Raw genomic sequence first — 20,222 nt, 5'->3', positions numbered from 1 at the left:
CGAAATCACCGACGCATGGCCTGAGAAAGCCCGGTATCGAGCTCCAGTTTCGGCGCCACATCACGGGTCAGGTCGCCGATGCCTTTCTCGTGGACGATCGCCGTGCTCTTGCCTACCTGGAAGTTGCGGCTCGGGTCGACGTCACGGCGGTCATGAATGACGAACTGATCCGTCTGGCCGACCTTCTGCAGGATGTGGTGCTCGTCCATGTCGACGACCATCCCGCTGACGGCCTTGCGCCCACTCTCTGAAGCTTCGCCGATACTGGCCGAGGGGTTGAGGTTGCGGGCTTTGTCTTCCATGGCCTTGAACGAGTCGCTGCGCTGCTGGGCCTGCGGGTCTTGCTGCTGGCCCTGCTTGGCGCCCTCAGGGACTGGCACCGCTTGCAGGTTCAGGTTCTCGATATAACCAGCGCTGGGCCGTGAAGCCGTAAGCTCGCCAGACAGCGTAGCCACTTGCTGCTGTGAAGTGGCGGCCCTTTCCGACATGAGTTCGGCATACAGCCCTTTGCCCTCTTCTATCGCCTGCTCGCGCGTGTCAATGCCCAGGAAGCGTGCCGAAGCGGACAGGGCATCTTGGCCAAGCGATTTAAGGCGATCGCCGATCCCTTCAACGGCTCTGGAAACGCTGTTGCGGCTAAGCCGATCATCGTTCTCGAAGATTACCCCGCGGCCATTGGTCTCGTGATCGAAGGGGCGAGCCTGGCGGTCAAAAACGTTGATCATGCCGCGTTCCATCGGGAAGGGCATATTGTCCACTGTCTGGAACGAGCCATCCGCGTTGCGGCTGAACGCGTTCTCACCCTTCAACAGGCGCGAGTCGATGAGCGCTTGCTCAACTTTCTCCGGGCTTTTGATCAACGTGTTGTACTGCTCGATGCGCTGAACATCCTCCTGCTGCATCGGCTTCATTTCTATACCGGCCGACTGCAGGCGATCGTGCATCACCGCCAATGGCCCGGCTGCCAGCACATCGTCCTTGTAACCACCGCCGACCTGCGAATGCGCGCCGGCAAACTTCAACTCCTCTATGCGCGAGTTGTCGTCGTTACGCAGGGCACTGGTCAGGGGGAACGTGTCGCGGTACTCGTTCATCGCCACCAGGTGGGTGGTCGAATCGACGTTCTTGCTGATTTCCAGGTTCTTGCCCAGATGGGTATCGGTATTCGACAAACCGTCAGTGGCGACCGTGTCGAAGATACCCAGCTTGTTGACGTGCGCCTGGCCTGGAGGAATCAAGTATTCCCCGGTCGCTTTGCCCTGGTCATCGAGTTTGGGGACGCCACGTTCGATGAACTCGTTGGCCAAGGCGCGGGACTGCGATGCACCGCGGCTGAAGCCGACAATGTTGACGTCGATCTGCTGGTCCGGGTACTTGTTGTGAAAGGCCACAATGGAGTCGTAGGCCTGGTCGATACGCTCCTGGGCACCCCGGCCGGTTGCGCCTTCGAGCAGCGAACGCCCGCTGGTACTGGATTGGCTGCCAACACCATCGAAGTAGACCTTCTCCGATTGGCCGGAGCGCTCCTTGGCATCGTACTGCTGCGGTTCATGCCCCGAGTTACGCGCCAGGTTGGTACCTTTGGCGGTGTCCAGGTCATACAGGCGGGCAACGTTGGTCTGCGTGCCTTCAGGTGTATTCAGGTCTTTGTTGTTACCGGTGCCGTCGAAGTACACCGTAAAACGCATTGCATCGCTCATTTCATATCCCTATGGATCATCCCGCCGCCAGGACAGGACGAACGCTCCAAGACATTCTCGAACCCGTATCAGGCACCCGGTTTGTTTAGGGTCACGATCAGATCGTGGACACCATCACCGGCGCTTCGGGTGTAGCGTTCGAAGAATGCTTCGCCCATGTTCAAGAGTGGGGACCCTCGCAGCGACTGCCCTGCAGCACGGATCGCCAAAGCACCAAAGCTCTCGCCCATGGCGGCAACACTCTTGGTGCGGTCAGCGGGATTGTCGTAAGGCTTCTGGTACCAGGTCGAAATCTGATACTCGACGTTCTGCGCCTCCAGTGCCTCATTGAGGTGTTTGGCCAGGGCGAAGAGCGATTCCTTGATCAGGGTGGGGTCTATTCCTTCAGCCTTCATCACCGCTTCTACGGGTAGGGCAGCAGCGCCAATCAAGTCCTCATGGGTATAACCCTTCATCGGCGGGAACACGCCTTCGGGAAGTTTCATGCCCGGGGTGTAGGGCTGGTACTGGCCTTGATTGTCTTGCATGGAAAGCTCCTTGGCTTGAAGTTCAGAAGAGGTGGCAGGCAGGAGCATGCAGGCTCCCAGCACGAGGGGTACGAGCGCGCCAAGGCGCAGCCGCGGCCAGAGGCGGCAGGGGCGGCGCGATGCCTTGTCGGTAACGGCAGTGCCCATACCGAGAGGGGGTAGGTTCAATCTTTCTCTCCTTGCATCCGCCTCGCGGCGGGTCCCTGTATCGTTTCGAGATGCGGCTACTGTGACCAGCGAATCCATCATTTGCTCCCCATCACCAGCCCCCGGGGCACATAGGCTGACGTGCCCACGGGTTGCGGCATGACCGGCTGCTGCACGACAGCCGCCTTCATCGCCTGCGGGGTGTCGACCACTGCCACGGACGCCTCGGCCGGCGCGCCAGAGAATACCGCGCTCTGCGCCACCTGCTGCGTGGCAAAGCGGGCATCCAGCCAATCGGCCCAATAGACAGCGCGGCGCATGATCTGCTGGCGGTAACGGGCATTGATGGCGGGGGTGCGCGAGTGGTAATTCGCCACCCGCGTCCACAAGTCGCCGCGGTCATTGCGCACGTGGCCACGGATGCGCCAGGCGGCCAGCTCGTAGGAGTAGCAGCCGCCTTGCTCGACATCCTCAGGGGTAATGCCGTAGCGCGAGAGCTCGCGCAGGTAGGCGGTGTTGAACTGCATGGGGCCCACGTCGTAGGTGCCATTGTGGTTGCGCACCCACTGGCCAGGCTTGCCACCTTCCTGGCCGGACACGGCCAGGACGATGTTCACCGGCAGCTCGTATTTGACCGCCGCCATGATCGAGCAGGCGATGGGTTCGCTCAGGGCCGGGGGCGGAACGTCAGCGACAAATGGCATCGTGGCGCGCCTCAGATGACCTTGCCGAACTTGTTGTTGATCGACTTGGTTGCCTTCGGGTCGGCGGTCTCGCATTGGTCGAGGAAGGACTGGCGAGCGTCCGAGGTCTGGCTCAGCTTGATCTTGCCCTTCTTCTTTTTGACGATGCTGAAGTAGTCATTGACCGGGTCACTGCAGTTATCGACCACACCCGCCCCCTTCAGCTTGCCCCACATGCACAGGACAGTGGCGCAAGGGTCATCGGCCTGGGCGGGCAAGGCGACGGCGAAACTGGCGGCCAGCACGGCGGCTGGAAGCGTTTTTGCAAAGTTCATGAGCACTCCTTGTTCAAGTCCTGTCCTGTTTGCTCTCGCTGAAGTTCTTCACTTCGGCATCCGGTTCGAAGTCACGGCTGGACGACCGGGTGTCCAAGTTTGAACGGCGGGTGGAGCCGGGTTCGGAAATTTCCATGGCAACCCGCCCGGCGAGGGAATTGTCGATGCGTGACTGTGCCGCCCGCCCCATCCCCGACATGAGGTTGCCGCCCATTTGCAGGGCTATGCGACCTGCGGTGCCTGCCCTGCTGGATGTTGAGTTGCCAGCCCCTTCGGCATTACCACCTTTGGCGCCCGTGCCACCTTGCGAACCCGAAATGCCGCTGGTTGAGCCACCGTCACTGGCTGAGGTCTCGGCAGACCCCGTCTCACCACCACCTCCTGCAGAGGCACCTGAGGCACCCGCTGCACCGGATGACCCGCTGGATGAGTCAGATTGAGCGCCGCTGGGCGCTGCACCCGCAGACTCACCGCCAGAAGATGACTCAGACGAACCGCCCCCCGAAGAGGATTCGCCTCCAGCAGAAGAGGCTGCCTGCGCACCACCTCCAGATGCCGAGGATGCGGCGGATGCGGCGGACGCAAAGCCCATGGCCGAGCCGAGCGCGCTGGGGCCACCAGCGCTGCCCCCGCCGGAGCTTGCTCCGCCAGCGCTTGAAGGGCCACCCAACATGCCCCCCATGCGCGAGGCGATGTCGGAGCCTGCGGCAACACTCGATTGCGCGCCTTTGAAGGCGGATTGCAAGGCTTGCGCAGCGCCCATCATGTTCGCGCCGCCCGTCATCATCGCCGAAGCGCCCTTACTCATCATTGACGCTGCGGTGGTTGCGGCACCTACAACCGCACCGGCCCCAAAGTTGCCGATACCGGTGGATGCACTGCCTGCGCCACCCACGAGGGCTGCAATCATGGGTGGGATCTTGTTCACCAAAAACAGCAGCAAGACCGAAACCACCAACATCACGGCAAGTTCCTGCACAGCAACTTCATCACTGATTCGGGCGACAAAGGTTTGAATAAAATCCTTGCCGATCGCAATCAGCAACACCATCGCGAACAATTGTGCGCCGACACCCAGCACAGCACGGTAGTAGTTCAGCGCCATGTCGGATGTCCAGCGGGAGCCGCCGAACCCCAGAAAGAAAACGCCGGCATAGAGGAGGAACCAGCTCGATGCAAGCAATACCAAGAGGTTGATGCTCACGATCGCCAACACCAGCAATATACCGATGGCCATGAATTCCATGGTCAGCTGACGGCCCAACTCACGCCACGTCAATTGATCAGCCGCCTGGATGGTCCTGTCATATAGCTCGAAGCCAAGGTCCACAATGGTGGAGGGCTTCAGATCTGTCGTGCCGAGATTTCCGGCGGAAGCGCCAAGCTGGCTCAATGAACGAACGATGGTATCGGCGATACTCATGCCCTGCATTGCATTTTTCAGCAGCCACCAGTAAAAGCCGAAAACCACCATGAAGCGGATGAGCTCGGAGAAAAACTCTGCAATATCTGCCTTTCGCATCAGCAGCATGCCGAACGTCCAGACCATCGATATGGTAGCCAGGGCCAGAAACAGCCGTTCGGCAGCCGCTTGGATAGTCGGCAGCCACTTCTCCGTCGCCTTGTGGAACCGGAGAAGCACCTCATTCATGATGCCTGAGCTTTCCAATTGCTGATCCGCCGCGTAGACGAGCGTCGGCGTTGCAATAACAACTGCAACCAGCAGTACCATCAAGAGTGATCTCCGACGCGCCCAAATCATCAACCTGACCCCGTCTTAAAATTGGTCTTCTGGACTTTTCTTAAATTTCCACTCGGTCATCTTGCGTGCCTTGAGGAAGCTTTTGCAGTTCGTGATGAACTCATTACGATTCGCCTCTTTGGAGAGGCTATCCAGGTGTTCTTCATACAGCGGTGCAGTGCAATTTTCTTTGGTAGGCTCAGGCACTTTTTCTTCTGAGCAACCCGCCAGGGCTGCCATTACAGACAGCGCCAGGGCCAGCTTGGTAGTCGTGAACTTCATCATTGATATCCTTAGAAATTGTCTACAGGGCTTTTCTTGAACTGCCACGTTGTCAGCTTTTTGGCCTGGGCTTCACCGCGGGCCTTTTCATCCAGCTCTGCCGCCGCTCGGTTGGCTTCCGCCGCCTGTTGAGCAAGCATCAGCGTGCGCAACTGCAACAGTTGGTTGGATTGCTGACTGGCCAATTGGTTGGCGTACTGAATCGCCTTCACCTGGCCATCCGCCGTGGTCGCAGCTTGCTGCAGGCTCTCCAACTGCCTGGCATCAGCCTGCAAGTTTTCTTGCTGCTGCTGGATACTTCTGAACAAGGCGTCATTCGCCGTTTTCTGCGATTCGGATACCATCTCTTCATGCCGGACCAGCTCCGCACGGTCCCCGTCTGTGCAACCGCCACCACCGAAGCATGGGGAACTCTTGTAATAGTTGGTGTCCTGGAACTTTTTCAAATACGCATCCAGGCTTCCCGCCTGATGCGTGTAGTAATTGAGCATGTCCTGAGTTTCCATCAACTTGTTGATGGTGGCATTGGCTTTGTCCCAGATATAAGCCGCCGGCGCCGCCGTGTTTTGCACCATGTTCTCGTACTGTTCGAGCTGTTTCTGGTACTGCAAGCCCTGGCGCGCGTACTGCTCGACCTGTTTTTCATATTCCATTAGCTGCTTGGCGGTCTGTTTCACACTCTCCACAACCGCCAGCTTGCCGAGGGCAACGTTTGCTCCATCAATCACGGGGATACCCGCGTGCGCGGGAAAGGTAAATGCAAGACCGGCCAACAGCGCAATGGTGGGTTTCAACAAGGTCGGGTATTTCATGTTGCTCTCCTTGGCAAATTGCTCAGTAGTCGAAAGACTTGTAGGGCTTCGAGAACGTCAGATCCTTGGTAACCATTACGTTGAAACGATAGCCCGGACGGATTTCGAGGGTTGGCGCAATGTTCAGGTTCTTTCTGATCATTTGTACTGTCACCTGGCCCAACTGCTGGCCCAGCGCTTCGCTCATGGCGCTACTGGCGGTCTCCCGGTCACTTTCGTTGCTGCTGGCGCGGTCTTGGCTGAGGCTGACACCGGCAACGATCCCTGACATCAACAACGCCGAGCCGAAGATACGGACATAGTGATTGTTGACTTGGTCGTTAAAGCCGGAGTAACCGCCGCTGTCGCTACCGGGCATCGAACCGATGTCCATTGCCTTGCCATCAGGAAAGACAATGCGCTGCCAGGCCACCAGTACGCGCGACTGACCATAACCCACGTCGCTGGAGTAAGAGCCGATCAGCCGTGATCCTTGGGGCAGCAGCAAATGCTTACCCGTGGCAGTGTCGTAAACGCCTTGGGCGATTTGAGCAATGATCTGGCCAGGCAGCTCCGAGTTGATGCCGGAAATCATGACAGCTGGTATCACATAGCCGGCACGCAGTTCGTAGGGGCTACGCGGCTTTTCCATCGCCGCGTCCAAATGCCAGCGGTCGTCTTCACCAGACTTGCCGAACTGGTGGTAATCCTTGCCAGAATTACTGGCCGCTTTAACCAGGAAAGGCGAATCACCCTGCCCACCGTCATACATGCCATCTCCACCGCCCGTACCGATCGCCCGTATTTCAGCCAGGCGCGCCTTGTAGGCCTCGGTTGGGTCGCTGCGCGACGTCTCCTGCAGACTTTGACGGGCCGCTGCGATGCGAGCCAGGGCATCCTCCCTGCTGACCGGGCCACCACTCACGCTTGAGCCAGCGCTACGCGGTGCATCGACCTGCACGGTACTGCGCGCCCGCACCGCTTCCTGAAACTGCTGCCGCTTGATTTGACGGATGCGATCAAGCTCTTCGGAATTTGCACTGGGCGGCAGCTCGCGTGGAGGCAGCGGTGGCGCATCAATGTTACTCGGGCGCACGACCTGCAGAGCGGCAGGTTGCGCTGCTGGCGTGTCATCCAGTTTCGGCACGACCGGTGGCTGCGCTTTGCTGGGGATGATGCCGTCCTGGTCCATCCCGTTGATCTGCTGGGCAAACATGCTGCTGTTGCCGGCCTTTTCCGCCTTCTTTTTCTCCGGCTTGTCCTGCTCCTCGGCGCGATCAGACGCGACCAGCAGCATGATCAGCAGGAACACCATGGCGGCGCCGCCGATGAGGTACATCGGCCAGTTGTTGACCCGGCGCACACCGCTCTTGCGGTTCAGCTTGCCAGGCGATGCATCGGGAGACATGACATCGTTGCTGCTACTCATCGTTCGTCACTCCTTGCGCACCCAGGCCCCGGCAGGCAGCACGCGGCCGCTCTGTACCGCATAGACGCGGCTCAAGGACTCGCGCCCGACCAACAAGGTCACGCGTAACAGCTCGCTATCCTTGGGCGTATCGAGGACATAATTGACCGTAAGCGGCACTGCCGTGCCGGCCGGGGCTGGCGCAGGCTGAGCTTCGGGGTTGAATTCCTGCACCGAGAAGCCCGATGCGCGCAGTGCGGTTACCAAAGATGCGCCGTAGCCGTCAGAGGTTTTCTGGTTGACCCGCAGGCGCGTGCTGGCCGGCGGATGCACCACCGCCAATTGGCGAGCAGTGGCACTGGCCAACTGCTGGTTGATCGCTGGCGTGGCGCGTTCGGCAAAATTGCCATAGGGGCCGTTGGAGCAGGCCGCAAGCAAGAGGCAGGCAAAAGGTGCGATCCATGCTCGCATCGTTATTTACCCCTCTGGATGGTGACGCGGTCTTGCGACTTGCCGACGCCGGCAATCAGGATCGCCTTGTCGAAAACGGTGTCGACGATGTAGCGGTCGCCCTGAACGCGGTAGTTGACCATCACAGTCTCGTCATCCTTGAACCAGCCACCTTCCTTGCGAATTACCAGCAGCGTCGGCGCTTCAGTCTGGCCCATGGTGCGCGGCATCTGGATGATGGTCTTGCTGCCGTCGTTGTACACACGCACTGGCTTCCACGAGGTGTCACCGTTGACGCTGTAGTCGAAGTTCAGGTTGCCCAGGTATTCGCCGGTCTCCGGAATGGTCGCCTTGCGGCGCTCGGTCACTTCGCGATTCTTGATCAGGTTCCATTTCGCCAGCGCTTCCTCCGGATAGGTGAAGGCGACTTGCGGCATGTACTCGGTACGGTGCGAACGCAGCTTGAAGTGATAGGTGCGGCGGTTTGTGGTGACCACCAACGAGGTTTCCAGGCCCACATCCATCGGCTTGATGATCAGGTGCTGGACTTCGTTCTCGCCCACGCCGGTGATAGCCGGCTCGACCGTCCAGCGCGCGGTGTCGCCGAGGTTGATCGAGTTGACCTGTTCACCCGCCTGCAAGGCGATGTCGCAGACCTGCAGCACGGCGCAGACAATGCTCGGTTGCTGGGCACCGAAAATGAAGCGGGCGGTGCCATCGCCGCCATCCACCGGTTTGATGCCGGTGGCACTAGCCTGCTGCCAGCGCTGGGAAATCGACAGCGCTGCCTTTTCCTGAGGGGTTAGCGTCGGGTTGGCATCGGAGAAATACAGATCGGCCTGGCTGGTTCCTGGCGCGGCCTGCGCGAAGACGGGCAAGGCTGCCGCGAGCATGGCGCAAAGGTAACGGTTCATGGTCGGTCCTTCAGAGTTGCTTGGCCCAGGAGAAGTCGCGCACGTAGGTCCCGATCGGGTTCATCCTTACTTGCTCTTCGCTGGTCTGAGTAGTGGGTTCGGCGGAGTAGGTGGTCACCAGCGCGCGCCAGTTGGCCTTGCTTTTGACCAAGCCCTGGCGGTCGCGGCTGACTTCTTCCCAGTCCACCTGCCAGGTCTCCGGGGTCTGCTGCATCACCGAGCGGATATCGACGTTCACGGTCTCTTCGGCGGCGCGTACGAACGGGCTCGATTCCTTGCTGCCGTTGAGCCACTCGTTCATCTTTTGCGTTGCCGGGTCGTTAGGCCCCAGCAGGGCATAGATGCGGAAGATCGACTTACGCAGCAGCGCAACGTCCGGAGTGACGGTGCGCGCATCGGTAATGAAAGACGCCACCTGCGACTTCATTACCCGCAGGTCCACCGGCGCTGCCGCCTGTGCGGGGGCGACAGCCATAGGCTGGCCAAGTTTGTCGACTTCCACCACGTAGGGCACGAACTTCGACTGGCTTCCAATGTGGATGATGCCGCCAACGCCGGCGAGGGCGACCATCATCGAAAGGATACCCACCACCTGCCAGGACTGGCGCGAGGTCACCAGGCTGCCGACATGGTCGTTCCAGGTACGGCGAGCAGTAAGGTAGGGGTTGTCGAGGACGGCGCCCTGTGGCGCCTCCGTCTTGGCGGTAGCACTGGCGGGACGCTTGAAGACCAGTCCCTTGATGCTGTCAGCGAGGCTCATGCGGCGACTCCATAATCATTCAGTCTCAGTCCCCTGACAGCCAGCCACTCCGCCACCCAGGCATCGCCAAACTTGGCTTCCAGGCGCTTGATGACAGCCACCGACTCTTTGTCGGAGGAGCCGACGAAGGCCAGGGCCAGTGGGCCAAGGGCAAGGTCGTAAAGGCGCCGGCCGTTTTCCGACACGTAGTAGTACTGGCGCTTGGGAACAGCGGTGGCGAGGATCTCGATCTGCCGGGCGTTCAAGCCCATGCGGCGATAGAGGGCAGCGGTGTCCTCGTCGCGGGCATAGACGTTGGGCAGGAATATCTTGGTGGCCGTGGACTCGACGATGACGTCGAGAATCCCCGAGTTGGCTGCATCCGAAAGGCTCTGCGTGGCCATCAGCACCAGGCAGTTGGCCTTACGCAGTACTTTCAGCCACTCACGGATCTTCTCGCGAAACGCCGGGTGGCCGAGCATCAGCCAGGCTTCGTCGAGGATGATCACCGCCGGCTGGCCCTTGAGCGCGCACTCGATGCGGCGGAACAGGTACAGCAGCACCGGCAGGGCGTACTTGTCGCCCAGGTTCATCAGCTCTTCGATCTCGAACACGGTGAAATCGGACAGCGACAGGCCGTCTTCCTCGGCATCGAGCAGGTGGCCCATGGTGCCGTCCACGGTGTACTGGCGCAGGGTTTCGCGGACAGACTCGTCCTGCACGATGATGCAGAACTCGGACAACGTGCGGGAACCGTCGCGGAACATGGTCATCACCGCATGGCCGATCTCGTTGCGCTGGGCCGCAGTAGTTTCCAGGCCGTTGAGCGCCAGTACAGTATCCAGCCACTCCATTGCCCAGGCACGATCGCCCTTGGTCTCGAGGAACTGCAGCGGGCAGAAGGCAAGGCGCTCATCGTCAGCGGCCACCGTGAAGTGGCGCCCGGAGCGGCCATTGCTCTGCGCGCGGATGCCGGCCGCAAGCGGGTACATCGACATGCCTTTGTCGAACGCGAAGATCGACATGCCCTTGTAACGACGCAGTTGGGCTGCGATTAGCGCCAAGTGCGTCGACTTGCCCGCGCCGGTTGGCCCGAACATGAAGGTATGGCCCAGATCACGGACGTGCAGGTTGAGGCGGAACGGCGTAGCACCGCTGGTAACGCAATGCATCAAGGCTGGCGAAAGCGGCGGGTAGAGCGGGCAGGGCGCGTCGGCGCTACCAGTCCAGATGCTGCTGGTGGGCAGCAGGTCAGCCAGGTTCAAGGTGTTGATCAACGGGCGACGCACGTTTTCCACGCCGTGGCCAGGAAGGCTACCCAGGTAGGCATCGAGAGTGTTGATGGTCTCGATGCGCGCGGCGAAGCCCAGGCGCTCGATAGCTTTTTCGACATTGCGTGCGGACTCTTCCAGGCTTGCGCGGTCTTCGCCCATGAGGACCACCACGCTGGTGTAGTAACCCTGTGCGACCAGGCCGCTGTTGACCTCGGCGATCGCATCGGCGGCGTCCTGCACCATGGCCAGCGCATCCTGATCGATGTTGCTGTTATTGGTGTTGAACACTTGGTCGAAGAAGCCGCGGACTTTCTGTTTCCACTTCTTGCGGTACTTTTCCAGGTGCTGCACCGCTTCATGGGTGTCCATGAAGATGAAACGGCTGGACCAACGGTACTCGCAAGGCAGCTCGGCCAACGCGGCAAGAATGCCCGGCGCCGACTCCAGCGGAAAACCTTCGATGGCGACCACCTGGACGAAATTACGACCGATCTTTGGCACCACGCCGCCCCACAGTTCCTTCCCGCCGATTACAGCGTCGAGGTACATCGGGTTGCTCGGCAGCAACACAGGCTGGCTTAATCCAGTGACGCAGAACTGCACCCAGCTGAGCAAGTCGTCATGGGTAATCTGCGCACCTTCCTCGGTGACCTGGCGGTTACCTTTCAAGCGCGTCAGCTTAAGCACCGACGACAGGCTGCCTTCAACACTGATGCAGTCGCGCTTGAATTGCTCGATCAGGTTGCGGGTACGGACCTTGGCATCAGGGGGCGCAGTATCGTCGTCGAACATCAGTTCGACGAACTTCTGCTGGGCCAGCATCGGGGGGAAGTAGGTGAGGGTCAGCACAAAATAGCCTTCGTACATGGTACCCAGTGATTCGAAGTACGCGCGGCGTTCTTCGTCCATCGCCTCGGTGAGGGTGTCGGCGAAATGGGATACACCTTTGGCCGAGTAGTTCGACGCCGGACGGCGCACCGCATCGACGTGAATCATCCAGCCGTTGCCCAGACCCGCCAGCGCCTGATTGATCCTCAACGAGACCAGTTCGCGCTGCGCCTCAGTGCTGCTGGCGTTGTCATCACCACGGTAGAGCCAGGCGGCCATGAAGGCGCCGTTCTTACCCACGATCACACCATCATCGACCATCGCCGCATGATTCAACAGATCGGCCAGGCCGGCCTCTGTAGAACGGTGCTTTTTCAGCTTGAGCTCCGCATCGACCTGCATCAGGCGCTGAATCAGCAGCAGGACCAGAAGCGCACCGAGGGCTGCGATGGCGTACGCAATACCTTCGATCATTTGTATTGACTTCCCTGACTTGGAGGATTGTCCCGGAACGGTGTGCTACGTGGCGGGTAGTACGCCTTGTAGCGCCGGTGACGGAGGTAGACGTGGCGCATCTTAGGGTCAGATTTGGCCATCACGCGGAACACGAACAGCGAACCGAACCAGAGCATCAGGCCCACTACGGTTGCGCGCAGCTCTTGCGCGCTGAAGATCAACGCGAAGGCGAGCAAACCAGAGAACATCACCAGCTCGCGATCCCCGCCCATGAACAGGTTGTCCCGGTTGCCGGCCCGCCGGATGGGAATCGTGCGCAGTGCCATGGCTCAGACCTGACCCTGCACCAGGCTCTGCTGCGGCAGCAATTGCGCCAATTCAGCGCTGGTGCCGAAGAAGCCGGTCATGATGTTGTTCGCACCCACGATCAGTGCCATTACCAGTACCAGGAAGATCAGCGTACGGAAGAACCCGTTAAGGTCACCGCCGAAGATCAGCACGCCACCCGCCACCACGATGCCAATGATCGAGAGAGCAAAGGCAACCGGGCCGGTGACCGATGTACGCAGGGAGGTCAGCCAGCTTTCGTATGGCAGCGAGCCGCCAGTGCTTGAGGCCGCCATGGCATTGTCCGGCGCCACCATCACCGCCAGCAGCAGGAAGCTGAAAGCCAGGTAGCCAAACGTTTGGGCGTTGAAACGGAACAGCGAAGTGTTGGCGTGCATGTGCAGTGTTTTCCTTAAAGATTGCGCATGGTGTAGCGGCCGTTTTCGTACCCGGAAACCTCGAGGATTTCCTGGATGCGGCGGCCTTCTGGGGTTCTGGCGATAGAGATGACGACGTGAACCGCTTCGCCAATCAGCGGTTCGATTTCGGCCGGGGCCGATTTATTACGGGAAACCAGGGATTTCAGGCGGGTCAGCCCCTCGCTGGCGCTGTTAGCGTGCAAGGTCGCCGCGCCACCGGGGTGGCCGGTGTTCCAGGCATCGATCAGGTCGAGTGCTTCTTCGCCGCGCACCTCGCCCACCAGGATGCGATCCGGGCGCATGCGCAGGGAGGTCTTGAGCAGGTGGGTCATGCTCACATCGACGGTGGTGTGGTACTGCACGAAATTCTTGGCCGCGCACTGGATCTCGCCGGTGTCTTCGATGATGAACACCCGCTCGCTGGGGAATTCCACGACCATTTCATTGATGACGGCGTTGACCAGGGTGGTTTTGCCGGTACCCGTACCGCCGATGACCAGGATGTTGCGGTGATCGCGGATGGCGCGCTTGATGGCGTCGCACTGCACCGCCGTCATGATCCCCGATTCGACATACTGGTCCAGGGTGTAGATGGCCACCGCCTTCTTGCGGATGGCGAACGTGGCGGCGCGGACCACCGGGGGCAGTTGCCCGGCGAAGCGAGAGCCGTCCAGCGGCCATTCGCCTTCAAGCAACGGCTTGCTGCGGGTCACTTCCTTGCCGTGGTAGCCGGCCACGGTCTTGATGATGGACTCGGCCTGGGCCGGGCGCAGTTCGCCGATGTGTTGCATTGGCTTACCCAACTGCTCCAGCCACAGTTTGCCGTCGCCGTTGCACATCAACTCGACGGTCTGTGGATCGTTAAGCGCATCGATGATGAGGGGGCCGGCATCACGCTCCAGTTTCTTTTTGGCGCGCTCTTTCAGGCTGGCAGTTTCTGCAATGTCCACACTTGATCGTCCATGAAAATAGATACCACCCCAAGGTCATGGGGAGGACTTTCCAAATGTTCTGCGCGTGCAGTTCATTGAACTAATGGCGAATCGACATGTCCGCGACCCGAACTCACCTGCAATTGCAGAATTTGTTCGAGTTATGAGAGCCAATTCACAACGGCGCGCAGATTACCCGGCAACAATTGTTAACGAAAGAGTCGATCTCCTACATCTTTGTAAGCGATCTCTTACAACCTTGGAACTAACGTCCCATTGACTCGGCTCGAAAAAAGGGCTGTGAGCGGCGGGGTATCTGGGCCGCAGCCATGCTCTATATTAGTTTGATATTTAATTGCCACTATATTTGCCAGTATGAAATGGCGCGCAAAATTAGACACAGTTCACACTCGCACGCGACGTATTCTTACCTAAACTCCAGCAGCTGGAAGTAGGATAAACCTGTATTTCGCCCTGCCTGCGTCGACACTTCACTGCACGCGCTGAAGTATCACTGAGTGATGGCAATTGGATGTCATATTGATATACCCCGTGCCACCTTTGCATCTTCAAAACACATTTCAGAACAATGCCAACTGGCCACCAGGCGGGCAGAACCTGGAGCAATCGAGCGCCTGTGCTTCACGCCCTTCGAATGCCAGTTTGCGCGCGGCCTTGGCGAAGCGCTGAGCCAGCAGCTCGGCAAAAATGCCCTCGCCACGCATCCGTTTACCAAAGCGGCTGTCATACAGCTCACCGCCGCGGCTCTGGCGAATCAGGCTCAACACATGGGCCGCACGCTGGGGATAATGGTCCTGCAACCATTGCTCGAACAGCGGCGCCACTTCCAGCGGCAGGCGCAACATCATGTAGGCTGCGCTCTGGGCACCCGCTTCCTTGGCGGCCTCGAGCAAGCGCTCCAGTTCGCTGTCGTTGATCATCGGAATCATCGGCGAACACAAGACCCCCACCGGCACCCCCGCCTCGCGCAGCACCCGGATCGCCCGCAACCGCGCCTTGGGCGAAGCCGCCCGCGGTTCCAGCACCCGCTTCAAGTCGTCATCCAGTGTCGTCAGGCTGATCATCACCCACGCCAGGCGCTGGCTGGCCATCTCGGCCAACAAGTCCAGATCACGCAGTACCAGCGAACCCTTGGTGACGATGGTCACCGGGTGCCGGAAGCGCAGGAGTACCTCCAGCAAGCGACGGGTCAGCAGGTGATCACGCTCGATGGGCTGGTAGGGGTCGCTATTGGAGCCCAGGTTGATGGGCGCGCAGACGTAACCCGGCTTGCTCAGCTGTTGTTCGAGCACTTCGGCCGCGTTGGTCTTGGCGATCAGCTTGGTTTCGAAATCCAGCCCTGGGGAAAGGTCCCAATACGCGTGTGAGGGGCGGGCGTAGCAGTAGATGCAGCCATGCTCGCAACCTCGGTAGGGGTTGATGGAGCGGTCGAATGGCAGATCGGGCGAGGTGTTGCGGCTGATGACCGTCTTTGCCGTCTCGATTCGCACCTCGGTGCCTTGGCTGATCGGCACCTCCTGGTACCAGCCGTCATCCTCCACCACCGAGCGGTTGGGGGCGAAGCGGTTGTGCGGATTGTGCGCCGTACCACGGCCTTTTTGCGGTGCTGGAGGTAACATGGCGCGCCCCTGTACTGTGTTTATACACAGTACAAAGAAGCGGGCATCCATGCCAGCACCTCTGGTCAGTACAGGCTCAAATCAGGCCATGCCAGCGCAGGAAAGGTTCGTGACTCACCGCGCGGCCCAAAAATGCGTGCATACCTTCAAGCAATGGTCGGGAAGCGCCAGGCTCAAGCAACGCCATTTGCAAATCACGCCCCGTTGCCCGGTCTAGCAGGCCGCTGGCTTGAAAACGCGAGAACAGATCGAATGCGAGCACATCAGACCACAGGTAGGCGTAGTAGCCAGCGTCGTAGTAATCCAGCAGGTAATCGAATGCATGGGCCGGATGCTCGTATGCTTCCAGCGGCCAGTACCCACACTGCGCCCGGGCATCCTCCAGGCGCTGCCGCACGCGCCTGCCGTCATTCGGCGTGGCATGCAAATCCAGATCGAACAGCGCCATCGCCAGGGTCTCGGCAGTGTCCGTGACAGCCCCTTGGCGAAGGCCATCCAGACAGGCGGCCAACTGCTGCGCGTCCAGCTGTCCAGCCTCTGCGTTCGCAGAAATGCCAGCCAGGTAGCCAGCATCCCACGCCCAGCGCTCGAACAGCTTGCCGAACACCTCGACACCATCGGCGCCAAGCGCGCTGACATTGGAAAGCACCTGATTGTTGGTGCGCACCAGCAGATGGTGCAAGGCATGCCCGAACTCATGGAACAGCTTGCGCAGCGCCATGTGGTCCAGCAAGGGCGGGGTACCATCAATGGTCGAGGGAATATCGCTGAAGACCGCCACGGTGGCCGGGTGGAAACGCCCTTCGGCATCGACCCGACGGTTACGGATGTAACGGGTTTCGACCTGGCCCGGCTGCTTGCCTGGGTATTGCACGACATCCAAGTAAAGGAAGCCAGTCAGTGCATTGTCCAGCCAGACTTCGTACGCCTGGACGCTGGCATGCCATGTCGCCAGTGACTTGCGGACCAAGACCAGGCCAAACAGCCGTTGCGCAAGCGTCAGCAAGGCCTCGATCACGTTGTCCAGGGCAAAGTACGCTCGCAAGCTGTCCATGGAGAGCGCCTGCCCAGCCGGGTTTTCGAGCCGATGCAGGTAGCGCCTGTCCCATGGCTGCGCCGTGTCCAGGCCGTGCTTGTCAGCAAGCGCTTGCACGTGCACACGGTGCTTTTCCATGACCGGTTTGACGCGCGCTGCCAGGCCGTGCAGAAAGCGCAGAACCTGGGCAAGGCCGCCGGCACTTTTCGAGTGCAGGCTTAGTGACGGGTAGTCGGCATAGCCCAGCAGATGTGCCTTCTGTTCACGCGCCTGGGCCAACTGCAGCAAGAGCTGACCATTGTCATGCTGCACCTCGGCGCTGACCCCACGGCTGTGCTGGTGGCGGTAGATCTGCTCCCGAAGGCTACGGTTCGCGGCATGTTCAAGGACCGTGTTGGTCACGTATTGGTCTGCGGGTATCAACCAGCCGGCTTGCCCAACCTGCAGCGCTTGGGCTTGCAGCTCGCCCAACAACCGTGGAGCAAGGCCTTGCAATTGCCCGGCGTCGAGGATGAGCGTGCCCGGGCGCGCCATGTTCTGGGCAAACCGCCCGGCAAGCTCGCGTACCTGGGCATTGATGGCCGCAAGTTGCATGCGGCCTGGGGCATCGAGCAAGGCACCGTGCAAGGCGAAGTTGTGACGGTACCAGCGCAGGGTCGCTTGCTTGTGCGCGTCCAAATGCTTGCCAATGGCGCTGTTGGCCAGGCGCTCATACAACGCTTGCAAGGTAGGGTCGGCCATCTTCTGCTCGAAGCGCTCAAGCATGGCGCCGTACAACTCTTCAACCAGTTCGACCCATGGCGCACCCTTGTACATCAGCGGTGAAGCCGCATACAGCACCGCCAGCAGTTGTGCATCCAGGTCATCGATCGCCATGACCAGGTCATCCCAGGTCGGCATGGACTGCTGAGCCAGGAGGGCTTGGGCGATACCTTGTTGATGAGCCGATAGCGCGTAGTCGAACGCTGCACGCAGGTTATCCAGCGTCACCGCGTCGTAATCGACAGGTACGTTGCTGGGTTGCAGAAGGGGGTTGCGGGTGTCCATCGCTGTTTACCTTGCTCTGATTGGAGCAAGCGAGCATGCGCCACCAGCGGGCAGGCGCTGGCCTGACTATCTAACACCCAGGGTCGAGCTGAAACCTGCCACCCAGGCCAAGGCCCGGGTGGCAAGACGGCTTCACTCAGACGGTTTCTTCAATTTGGGGTTGGGGAAGAACTGCACCGTCTGCACCTTGGCCGGCGCCGCCTTGGGCGCCAGGTGGTTGACCCGGGTACCGAGCTCCGACGGTACCGACAGGCCTTGTTCATTCAAGGTATCGGTGAAACCACAGGCCACGCACTCACGGTGCGGTACACCGTCCTCGTTCCACATCATCAACTTGTCCGGCTCGCTGCACGCCGGGCACACGGCCCCGGCGATGAAGCGTTTCTTGGTCTTGTTCACAGCTACCTCACTCATGCCGCTGCGTCCTCGCTCAGCCCGCAATGGCGCAGCAATGCATCGATGGAAGGTTCACGGCCACGGAAGTCGACGAACAGCACCATAGGCTCACGCGATCCGCCTCGGGCCAGGATCGCCTCGCGGAAGGCACGGCCAGTGTCGGCATTGAGCACGCCTTCTTCTTCGAAGCGGGAGAAGGCGTCAGCCGACAATACCTCGGCCCATTTGTAGCTGTAGTAGCCCGCCGCGTAACCGCCCGCGAAGATGTGCGCGAAGCTGTTGGGGAAGCGGTTGTACGCCGGTGGGCGCATGACCGTCACCTCGTCGCGCACGCCTTCGAGCACCTGCAGCACGCTGCGGCCATCGCCATGGGTGGCGTGCAGCTCGAAGTCGAACAGCGAGAACTCCAGCTGGCGCACCATCATCATGCCGGACTGGAAGTTCTTGGCGGCCAGCATCTTGTCCAGCAGGTCCTGGGGCAGGGCAGCGCCGCTTTCGTAATGGCCGGAGATCAGCGCCAGGCCTTCCGGCTCCCAGCACCAGTTTTCCATGAACTGGCTCGGCAGCTCGACTGCATCCCAGGCTACGCCGTTGATGCCAGACACACCCGCGTGTTCGATGCGGGTCAGCAGGTGGTGCAGGCCGTGGCCGAACTCGTGGAACAGGGTGGTGACTTCATCGTGGGTCAACAGCGCAGGCTTGCCTGGCGCGGCCGGGTTGAAGTTGCACACCAGGTTGGCCACCGGGCTCTGCAGCACGCCATCGACGGTACGGCGACGGTCGCGCGCACCGTCCATCCAGGCGCCGCCACGCTTGTTGGCGCGGGCATAGAGGTCGAAGAAGAAACGGCCGACGTGCTGGCCGTTTTCCTTGATTTCGAACAGGCGCACGTCCGGGTGCCAGCTGTCGAAGCCTTTGAGTTCGGCGATTTCGATGCCATATAGGCGCTGGACGATGCTGAACAGGCCAGACAACACCTTGTCGATCGGGAAGTAGGCACGCAGGGCTTCCTGCGACACGCTGTAGCGTTGCTCGCGCAGCTTCTCGCCGAAGTAACCGGCATCCCAGCTGGCCAGTTGCGGGCAGCCCTGCTCGGCGGCATAGGCCTTGAGCTGCTCCAGGTCCTGGGCAGCGAACGGCTTGGAACGCTTGGCCAGGTCACGCAGGAAGCTCAGCACCTGGTCGCTGGACTCGGCCATCTTGGTGGCCAGGCTCAACTCGGCGTAGTTCGGGTAGCCCAGCAGTGTGGCCAGCTCTTGGCGCAGGTCGAGGATTTCCTGCATCACCGGGCCATTGTCGAACTGGCCGGCATTGGGGCCTTGGTCCGAAGCGCGGGTGCAGTAGGCGGCATACAGCTCTTCGCGCAGGGCGCGATCGGTGGCGTAGGTCATCACCGCGTAGTAGCTGGGGAACTCCAGGGTGATCAGCCAGCCGTCGAGCGCTTTTGCCTGGGCGGCGGCGGCCATCTGCGCCTTGGCCGAGTCAGTCAAGCCGTCCAGCGCGGCTTCGTCGGTGACGTGCTTGGTCCAGGCCTGGGTGGCATCGAGCAGCTGGTTGGAGAAGCGGCTGCCCAGTTCGCTGAGCTTGCTCTGCACTTCGGCGTAGCGCTGCTGCTTGTCGGCAGGCAGGTCGATGCCCGAAAGGCGGAAATCACGCAGGGCATGGTCGAGGATGGTCTTTTGCGCCACATCGAAGCCAGCCGCCTCCGGGCTGTTGGCCAGGGCCTGGTAGGCGTCGAACAGCGCACGGTTCTGGCCCAGTTCGGTAGAGTAGGCACTCAGCGCCGGCAGGCAAGACTCGTAGGCCTCGCGCAGTTCCTTGCTGTTGCACACGGCATTGAGGTGGCTGACCGGGCTCCAGGCAGCGCCCAGGCGGTCATTGAGTTCGTCCATGGCCAGCACCAGGCCTGCCCAGGAAGGGGTCTTGCCTTGCTGTTCGAGAATCTCGGCAATGGCTTTGCGGTTGTCGGCCAGGATCTCTTCGATGGCCGGCAGCACGTGTTCGGCACGGATCGCCGAGAAGGGCGGCAGATCGTAGGGCTGCAGAAGCGGGTTGTTCGCACTCACGGTTTGGATACCTTGGCAGAAGAAACACTGGACCATCTTAATTACAATCGACGCCGACCGCAGCAGGCAGCCTGCCTATCGGCA

The 20,222-nt window shown here is 60.6% G+C and carries 19 protein-coding genes; all 19 read right to left on the bottom strand.

Annotated elements, in window-relative coordinates:
- Positions 1-5: 5 nt before the first annotated feature.
- Positions 6-1,700: a phospholipase effector Tle1 domain-containing protein gene (locus PC358_RS21770; protein WP_081874767.1), complete on the bottom strand. Its 1,695-nt coding sequence runs from the start codon at positions 1,698-1,700 to the stop codon at positions 6-8.
- Between the two features lie 68 nt (positions 1,701-1,768).
- Entirely contained in the window at positions 1,769-2,227 is a 459-nt protein-coding gene (locus PC358_RS21765; RefSeq protein ID WP_033702604.1) for a hypothetical protein, read from the bottom strand.
- A gap of 245 nt (positions 2,228-2,472) precedes the next feature.
- The gene (locus PC358_RS21760; RefSeq protein ID WP_077068718.1) at positions 2,473-3,078 is read right to left on the bottom strand and encodes a lysozyme family protein; all 606 of its coding nucleotides are present in this window, start codon (positions 3,076-3,078) and stop codon (positions 2,473-2,475) included.
- 11 nt (positions 3,079-3,089) lie between these two features.
- A complete protein-coding gene (locus tag PC358_RS21755) occupies positions 3,090-3,392 on the bottom strand; it encodes a TrbM/KikA/MpfK family conjugal transfer protein (protein WP_033702503.1) in 303 nt (100 codons plus the stop codon).
- Between the two features lie 13 nt (positions 3,393-3,405).
- A complete protein-coding gene (gene trbL, locus PC358_RS21750) occupies positions 3,406-5,124 on the bottom strand; it encodes a P-type conjugative transfer protein TrbL (protein WP_050506149.1) in 1,719 nt (572 codons plus the stop codon).
- Positions 5,125-5,169: 45 nt separating this feature from the next.
- A complete protein-coding gene (gene trbK, locus PC358_RS21745) occupies positions 5,170-5,415 on the bottom strand; it encodes an entry exclusion lipoprotein TrbK (protein ID WP_033702502.1) in 246 nt (81 codons plus the stop codon).
- Between the two features lie 11 nt (positions 5,416-5,426).
- Positions 5,427-6,227, bottom strand: a complete 801-nt coding sequence (trbJ, locus tag PC358_RS21740; RefSeq protein WP_033702501.1) for a P-type conjugative transfer protein TrbJ — start codon at positions 6,225-6,227, stop codon at positions 5,427-5,429.
- A 22-nt stretch (positions 6,228-6,249) separates the two neighbouring features.
- The gene (locus tag PC358_RS21735; RefSeq protein WP_033702500.1) at positions 6,250-7,635 is read right to left on the bottom strand and encodes a TrbI/VirB10 family protein; all 1,386 of its coding nucleotides are present in this window, start codon (positions 7,633-7,635) and stop codon (positions 6,250-6,252) included.
- A gap of 6 nt (positions 7,636-7,641) precedes the next feature.
- The gene (locus PC358_RS21730; protein ID WP_033702499.1) at positions 7,642-8,085 is read right to left on the bottom strand and encodes a hypothetical protein; all 444 of its coding nucleotides are present in this window, start codon (positions 8,083-8,085) and stop codon (positions 7,642-7,644) included.
- 2 nt (positions 8,086-8,087) lie between these two features.
- Positions 8,088-8,978: a P-type conjugative transfer protein TrbG gene (gene trbG, locus PC358_RS21725; RefSeq protein WP_033702498.1), complete on the bottom strand. Its 891-nt coding sequence runs from the start codon at positions 8,976-8,978 to the stop codon at positions 8,088-8,090.
- A gap of 10 nt (positions 8,979-8,988) precedes the next feature.
- Positions 8,989-9,738, bottom strand: a complete 750-nt coding sequence (locus PC358_RS21720; RefSeq protein WP_033702497.1) for a conjugal transfer protein TrbF — start codon at positions 9,736-9,738, stop codon at positions 8,989-8,991.
- Positions 9,735-12,293, bottom strand: coding sequence for a VirB4 family type IV secretion/conjugal transfer ATPase (locus PC358_RS21715; RefSeq protein WP_033702496.1), 2,559 nt, complete (start codon positions 12,291-12,293; stop codon positions 9,735-9,737). The genes PC358_RS21720 and PC358_RS21715 overlap by 4 nt, the downstream gene beginning before the upstream one ends.
- Positions 12,290-12,601 (bottom strand): conjugal transfer protein TrbD, encoded by a 312-nt coding sequence (locus PC358_RS21710; protein ID WP_033702495.1) that lies wholly within the window; start codon positions 12,599-12,601, stop codon positions 12,290-12,292. Before PC358_RS21710 ends, PC358_RS21715 begins: the two co-directional genes overlap by 4 nt.
- 3 nt (positions 12,602-12,604) lie before the next feature.
- A complete protein-coding gene (gene trbC, locus PC358_RS21705) occupies positions 12,605-13,000 on the bottom strand; it encodes a conjugal transfer system pilin TrbC (protein ID WP_050506148.1) in 396 nt (131 codons plus the stop codon).
- 14 nt (positions 13,001-13,014) lie between these two features.
- Entirely contained in the window at positions 13,015-13,971 is a 957-nt protein-coding gene (trbB, locus tag PC358_RS21700) for a P-type conjugative transfer ATPase TrbB (protein WP_033702494.1), read from the bottom strand.
- Positions 13,972-14,534: 563 nt separating this feature from the next.
- The gene (locus PC358_RS21695; RefSeq protein ID WP_033702493.1) at positions 14,535-15,593 is read right to left on the bottom strand and encodes a PA0069 family radical SAM protein; all 1,059 of its coding nucleotides are present in this window, start codon (positions 15,591-15,593) and stop codon (positions 14,535-14,537) included.
- 76 nt (positions 15,594-15,669) lie between these two features.
- Positions 15,670-17,676 (bottom strand): M3 family metallopeptidase, encoded by a 2,007-nt coding sequence (locus PC358_RS21690; protein ID WP_033702492.1) that lies wholly within the window; start codon positions 17,674-17,676, stop codon positions 15,670-15,672.
- A gap of 132 nt (positions 17,677-17,808) precedes the next feature.
- Positions 17,809-18,090, bottom strand: coding sequence for a YheV family putative zinc ribbon protein (locus PC358_RS21685; RefSeq protein WP_033702491.1), 282 nt, complete (start codon positions 18,088-18,090; stop codon positions 17,809-17,811).
- Entirely contained in the window at positions 18,087-20,174 is a 2,088-nt protein-coding gene (prlC, locus tag PC358_RS21680) for an oligopeptidase A (protein WP_033702490.1), read from the bottom strand. Before prlC ends, PC358_RS21685 begins: the two co-directional genes overlap by 4 nt.
- Between the last annotated feature and the right edge of the window lie 48 nt (positions 20,175-20,222).

It is taken from the genome of Pseudomonas capeferrum, assembly GCF_000731675.1.
Classification (GTDB): Bacteria; Pseudomonadota; Gammaproteobacteria; order Pseudomonadales; family Pseudomonadaceae; genus Aquipseudomonas; species Aquipseudomonas capeferrum.
Note: the sequence above shows the minus strand (reverse complement) of the source record. Positions and strands in the feature narration are given on the sequence as shown.

What these genes read in the sequence shown, in the direction of transcription:
- PC358_RS21770 (WP_081874767.1), bottom strand. Translation starts at nt 1,700, where the DNA reads ATGAGCGATGCAATGCGTTTTACGGTGTACTTCGACGGCACCGGTAAC.
- PC358_RS21765 (WP_033702604.1), bottom strand. Translation starts at nt 2,227, where the DNA reads ATGCAAGACAATCAAGGCCAGTACCAGCCCTACACCCCGGGCATGAAA.
- PC358_RS21760 (WP_077068718.1), bottom strand. Translation starts at nt 3,078, where the DNA reads ATGCCATTTGTCGCTGACGTTCCGCCCCCGGCCCTGAGCGAACCCATC.
- PC358_RS21755 (WP_033702503.1), bottom strand. Translation starts at nt 3,392, where the DNA reads ATGAACTTTGCAAAAACGCTTCCAGCCGCCGTGCTGGCCGCCAGTTTC.
- trbL (WP_050506149.1), bottom strand. Translation starts at nt 5,124, where the DNA reads ATGGTACTGCTGGTTGCAGTTGTTATTGCAACGCCGACGCTCGTCTAC.
- trbK (WP_033702502.1), bottom strand. Translation starts at nt 5,415, where the DNA reads ATGAAGTTCACGACTACCAAGCTGGCCCTGGCGCTGTCTGTAATGGCA.
- trbJ (WP_033702501.1), bottom strand. Translation starts at nt 6,227, where the DNA reads ATGAAATACCCGACCTTGTTGAAACCCACCATTGCGCTGTTGGCCGGT.
- PC358_RS21735 (WP_033702500.1), bottom strand. Translation starts at nt 7,635, where the DNA reads ATGAGTAGCAGCAACGATGTCATGTCTCCCGATGCATCGCCTGGCAAG.
- PC358_RS21730 (WP_033702499.1), bottom strand. Translation starts at nt 8,085, where the DNA reads ATGCGAGCATGGATCGCACCTTTTGCCTGCCTCTTGCTTGCGGCCTGC.
- trbG (WP_033702498.1), bottom strand. Translation starts at nt 8,978, where the DNA reads ATGAACCGTTACCTTTGCGCCATGCTCGCGGCAGCCTTGCCCGTCTTC.
- PC358_RS21720 (WP_033702497.1), bottom strand. Translation starts at nt 9,738, where the DNA reads ATGAGCCTCGCTGACAGCATCAAGGGACTGGTCTTCAAGCGTCCCGCC.
- PC358_RS21715 (WP_033702496.1), bottom strand. Translation starts at nt 12,293, where the DNA reads ATGATCGAAGGTATTGCGTACGCCATCGCAGCCCTCGGTGCGCTTCTG.
- PC358_RS21710 (WP_033702495.1), bottom strand. Translation starts at nt 12,601, where the DNA reads ATGGCACTGCGCACGATTCCCATCCGGCGGGCCGGCAACCGGGACAAC.
- trbC (WP_050506148.1), bottom strand. Translation starts at nt 13,000, where the DNA reads ATGCACGCCAACACTTCGCTGTTCCGTTTCAACGCCCAAACGTTTGGC.
- PC358_RS21695 (WP_033702493.1), bottom strand. Translation starts at nt 15,593, where the DNA reads ATGTTACCTCCAGCACCGCAAAAAGGCCGTGGTACGGCGCACAATCCG.
- PC358_RS21690 (WP_033702492.1), bottom strand. Translation starts at nt 17,676, where the DNA reads ATGGACACCCGCAACCCCCTTCTGCAACCCAGCAACGTACCTGTCGAT.
- PC358_RS21685 (WP_033702491.1), bottom strand. Translation starts at nt 18,090, where the DNA reads ATGAGTGAGGTAGCTGTGAACAAGACCAAGAAACGCTTCATCGCCGGG.
- prlC (WP_033702490.1), bottom strand. Translation starts at nt 20,174, where the DNA reads ATGGTCCAGTGTTTCTTCTGCCAAGGTATCCAAACCGTGAGTGCGAAC.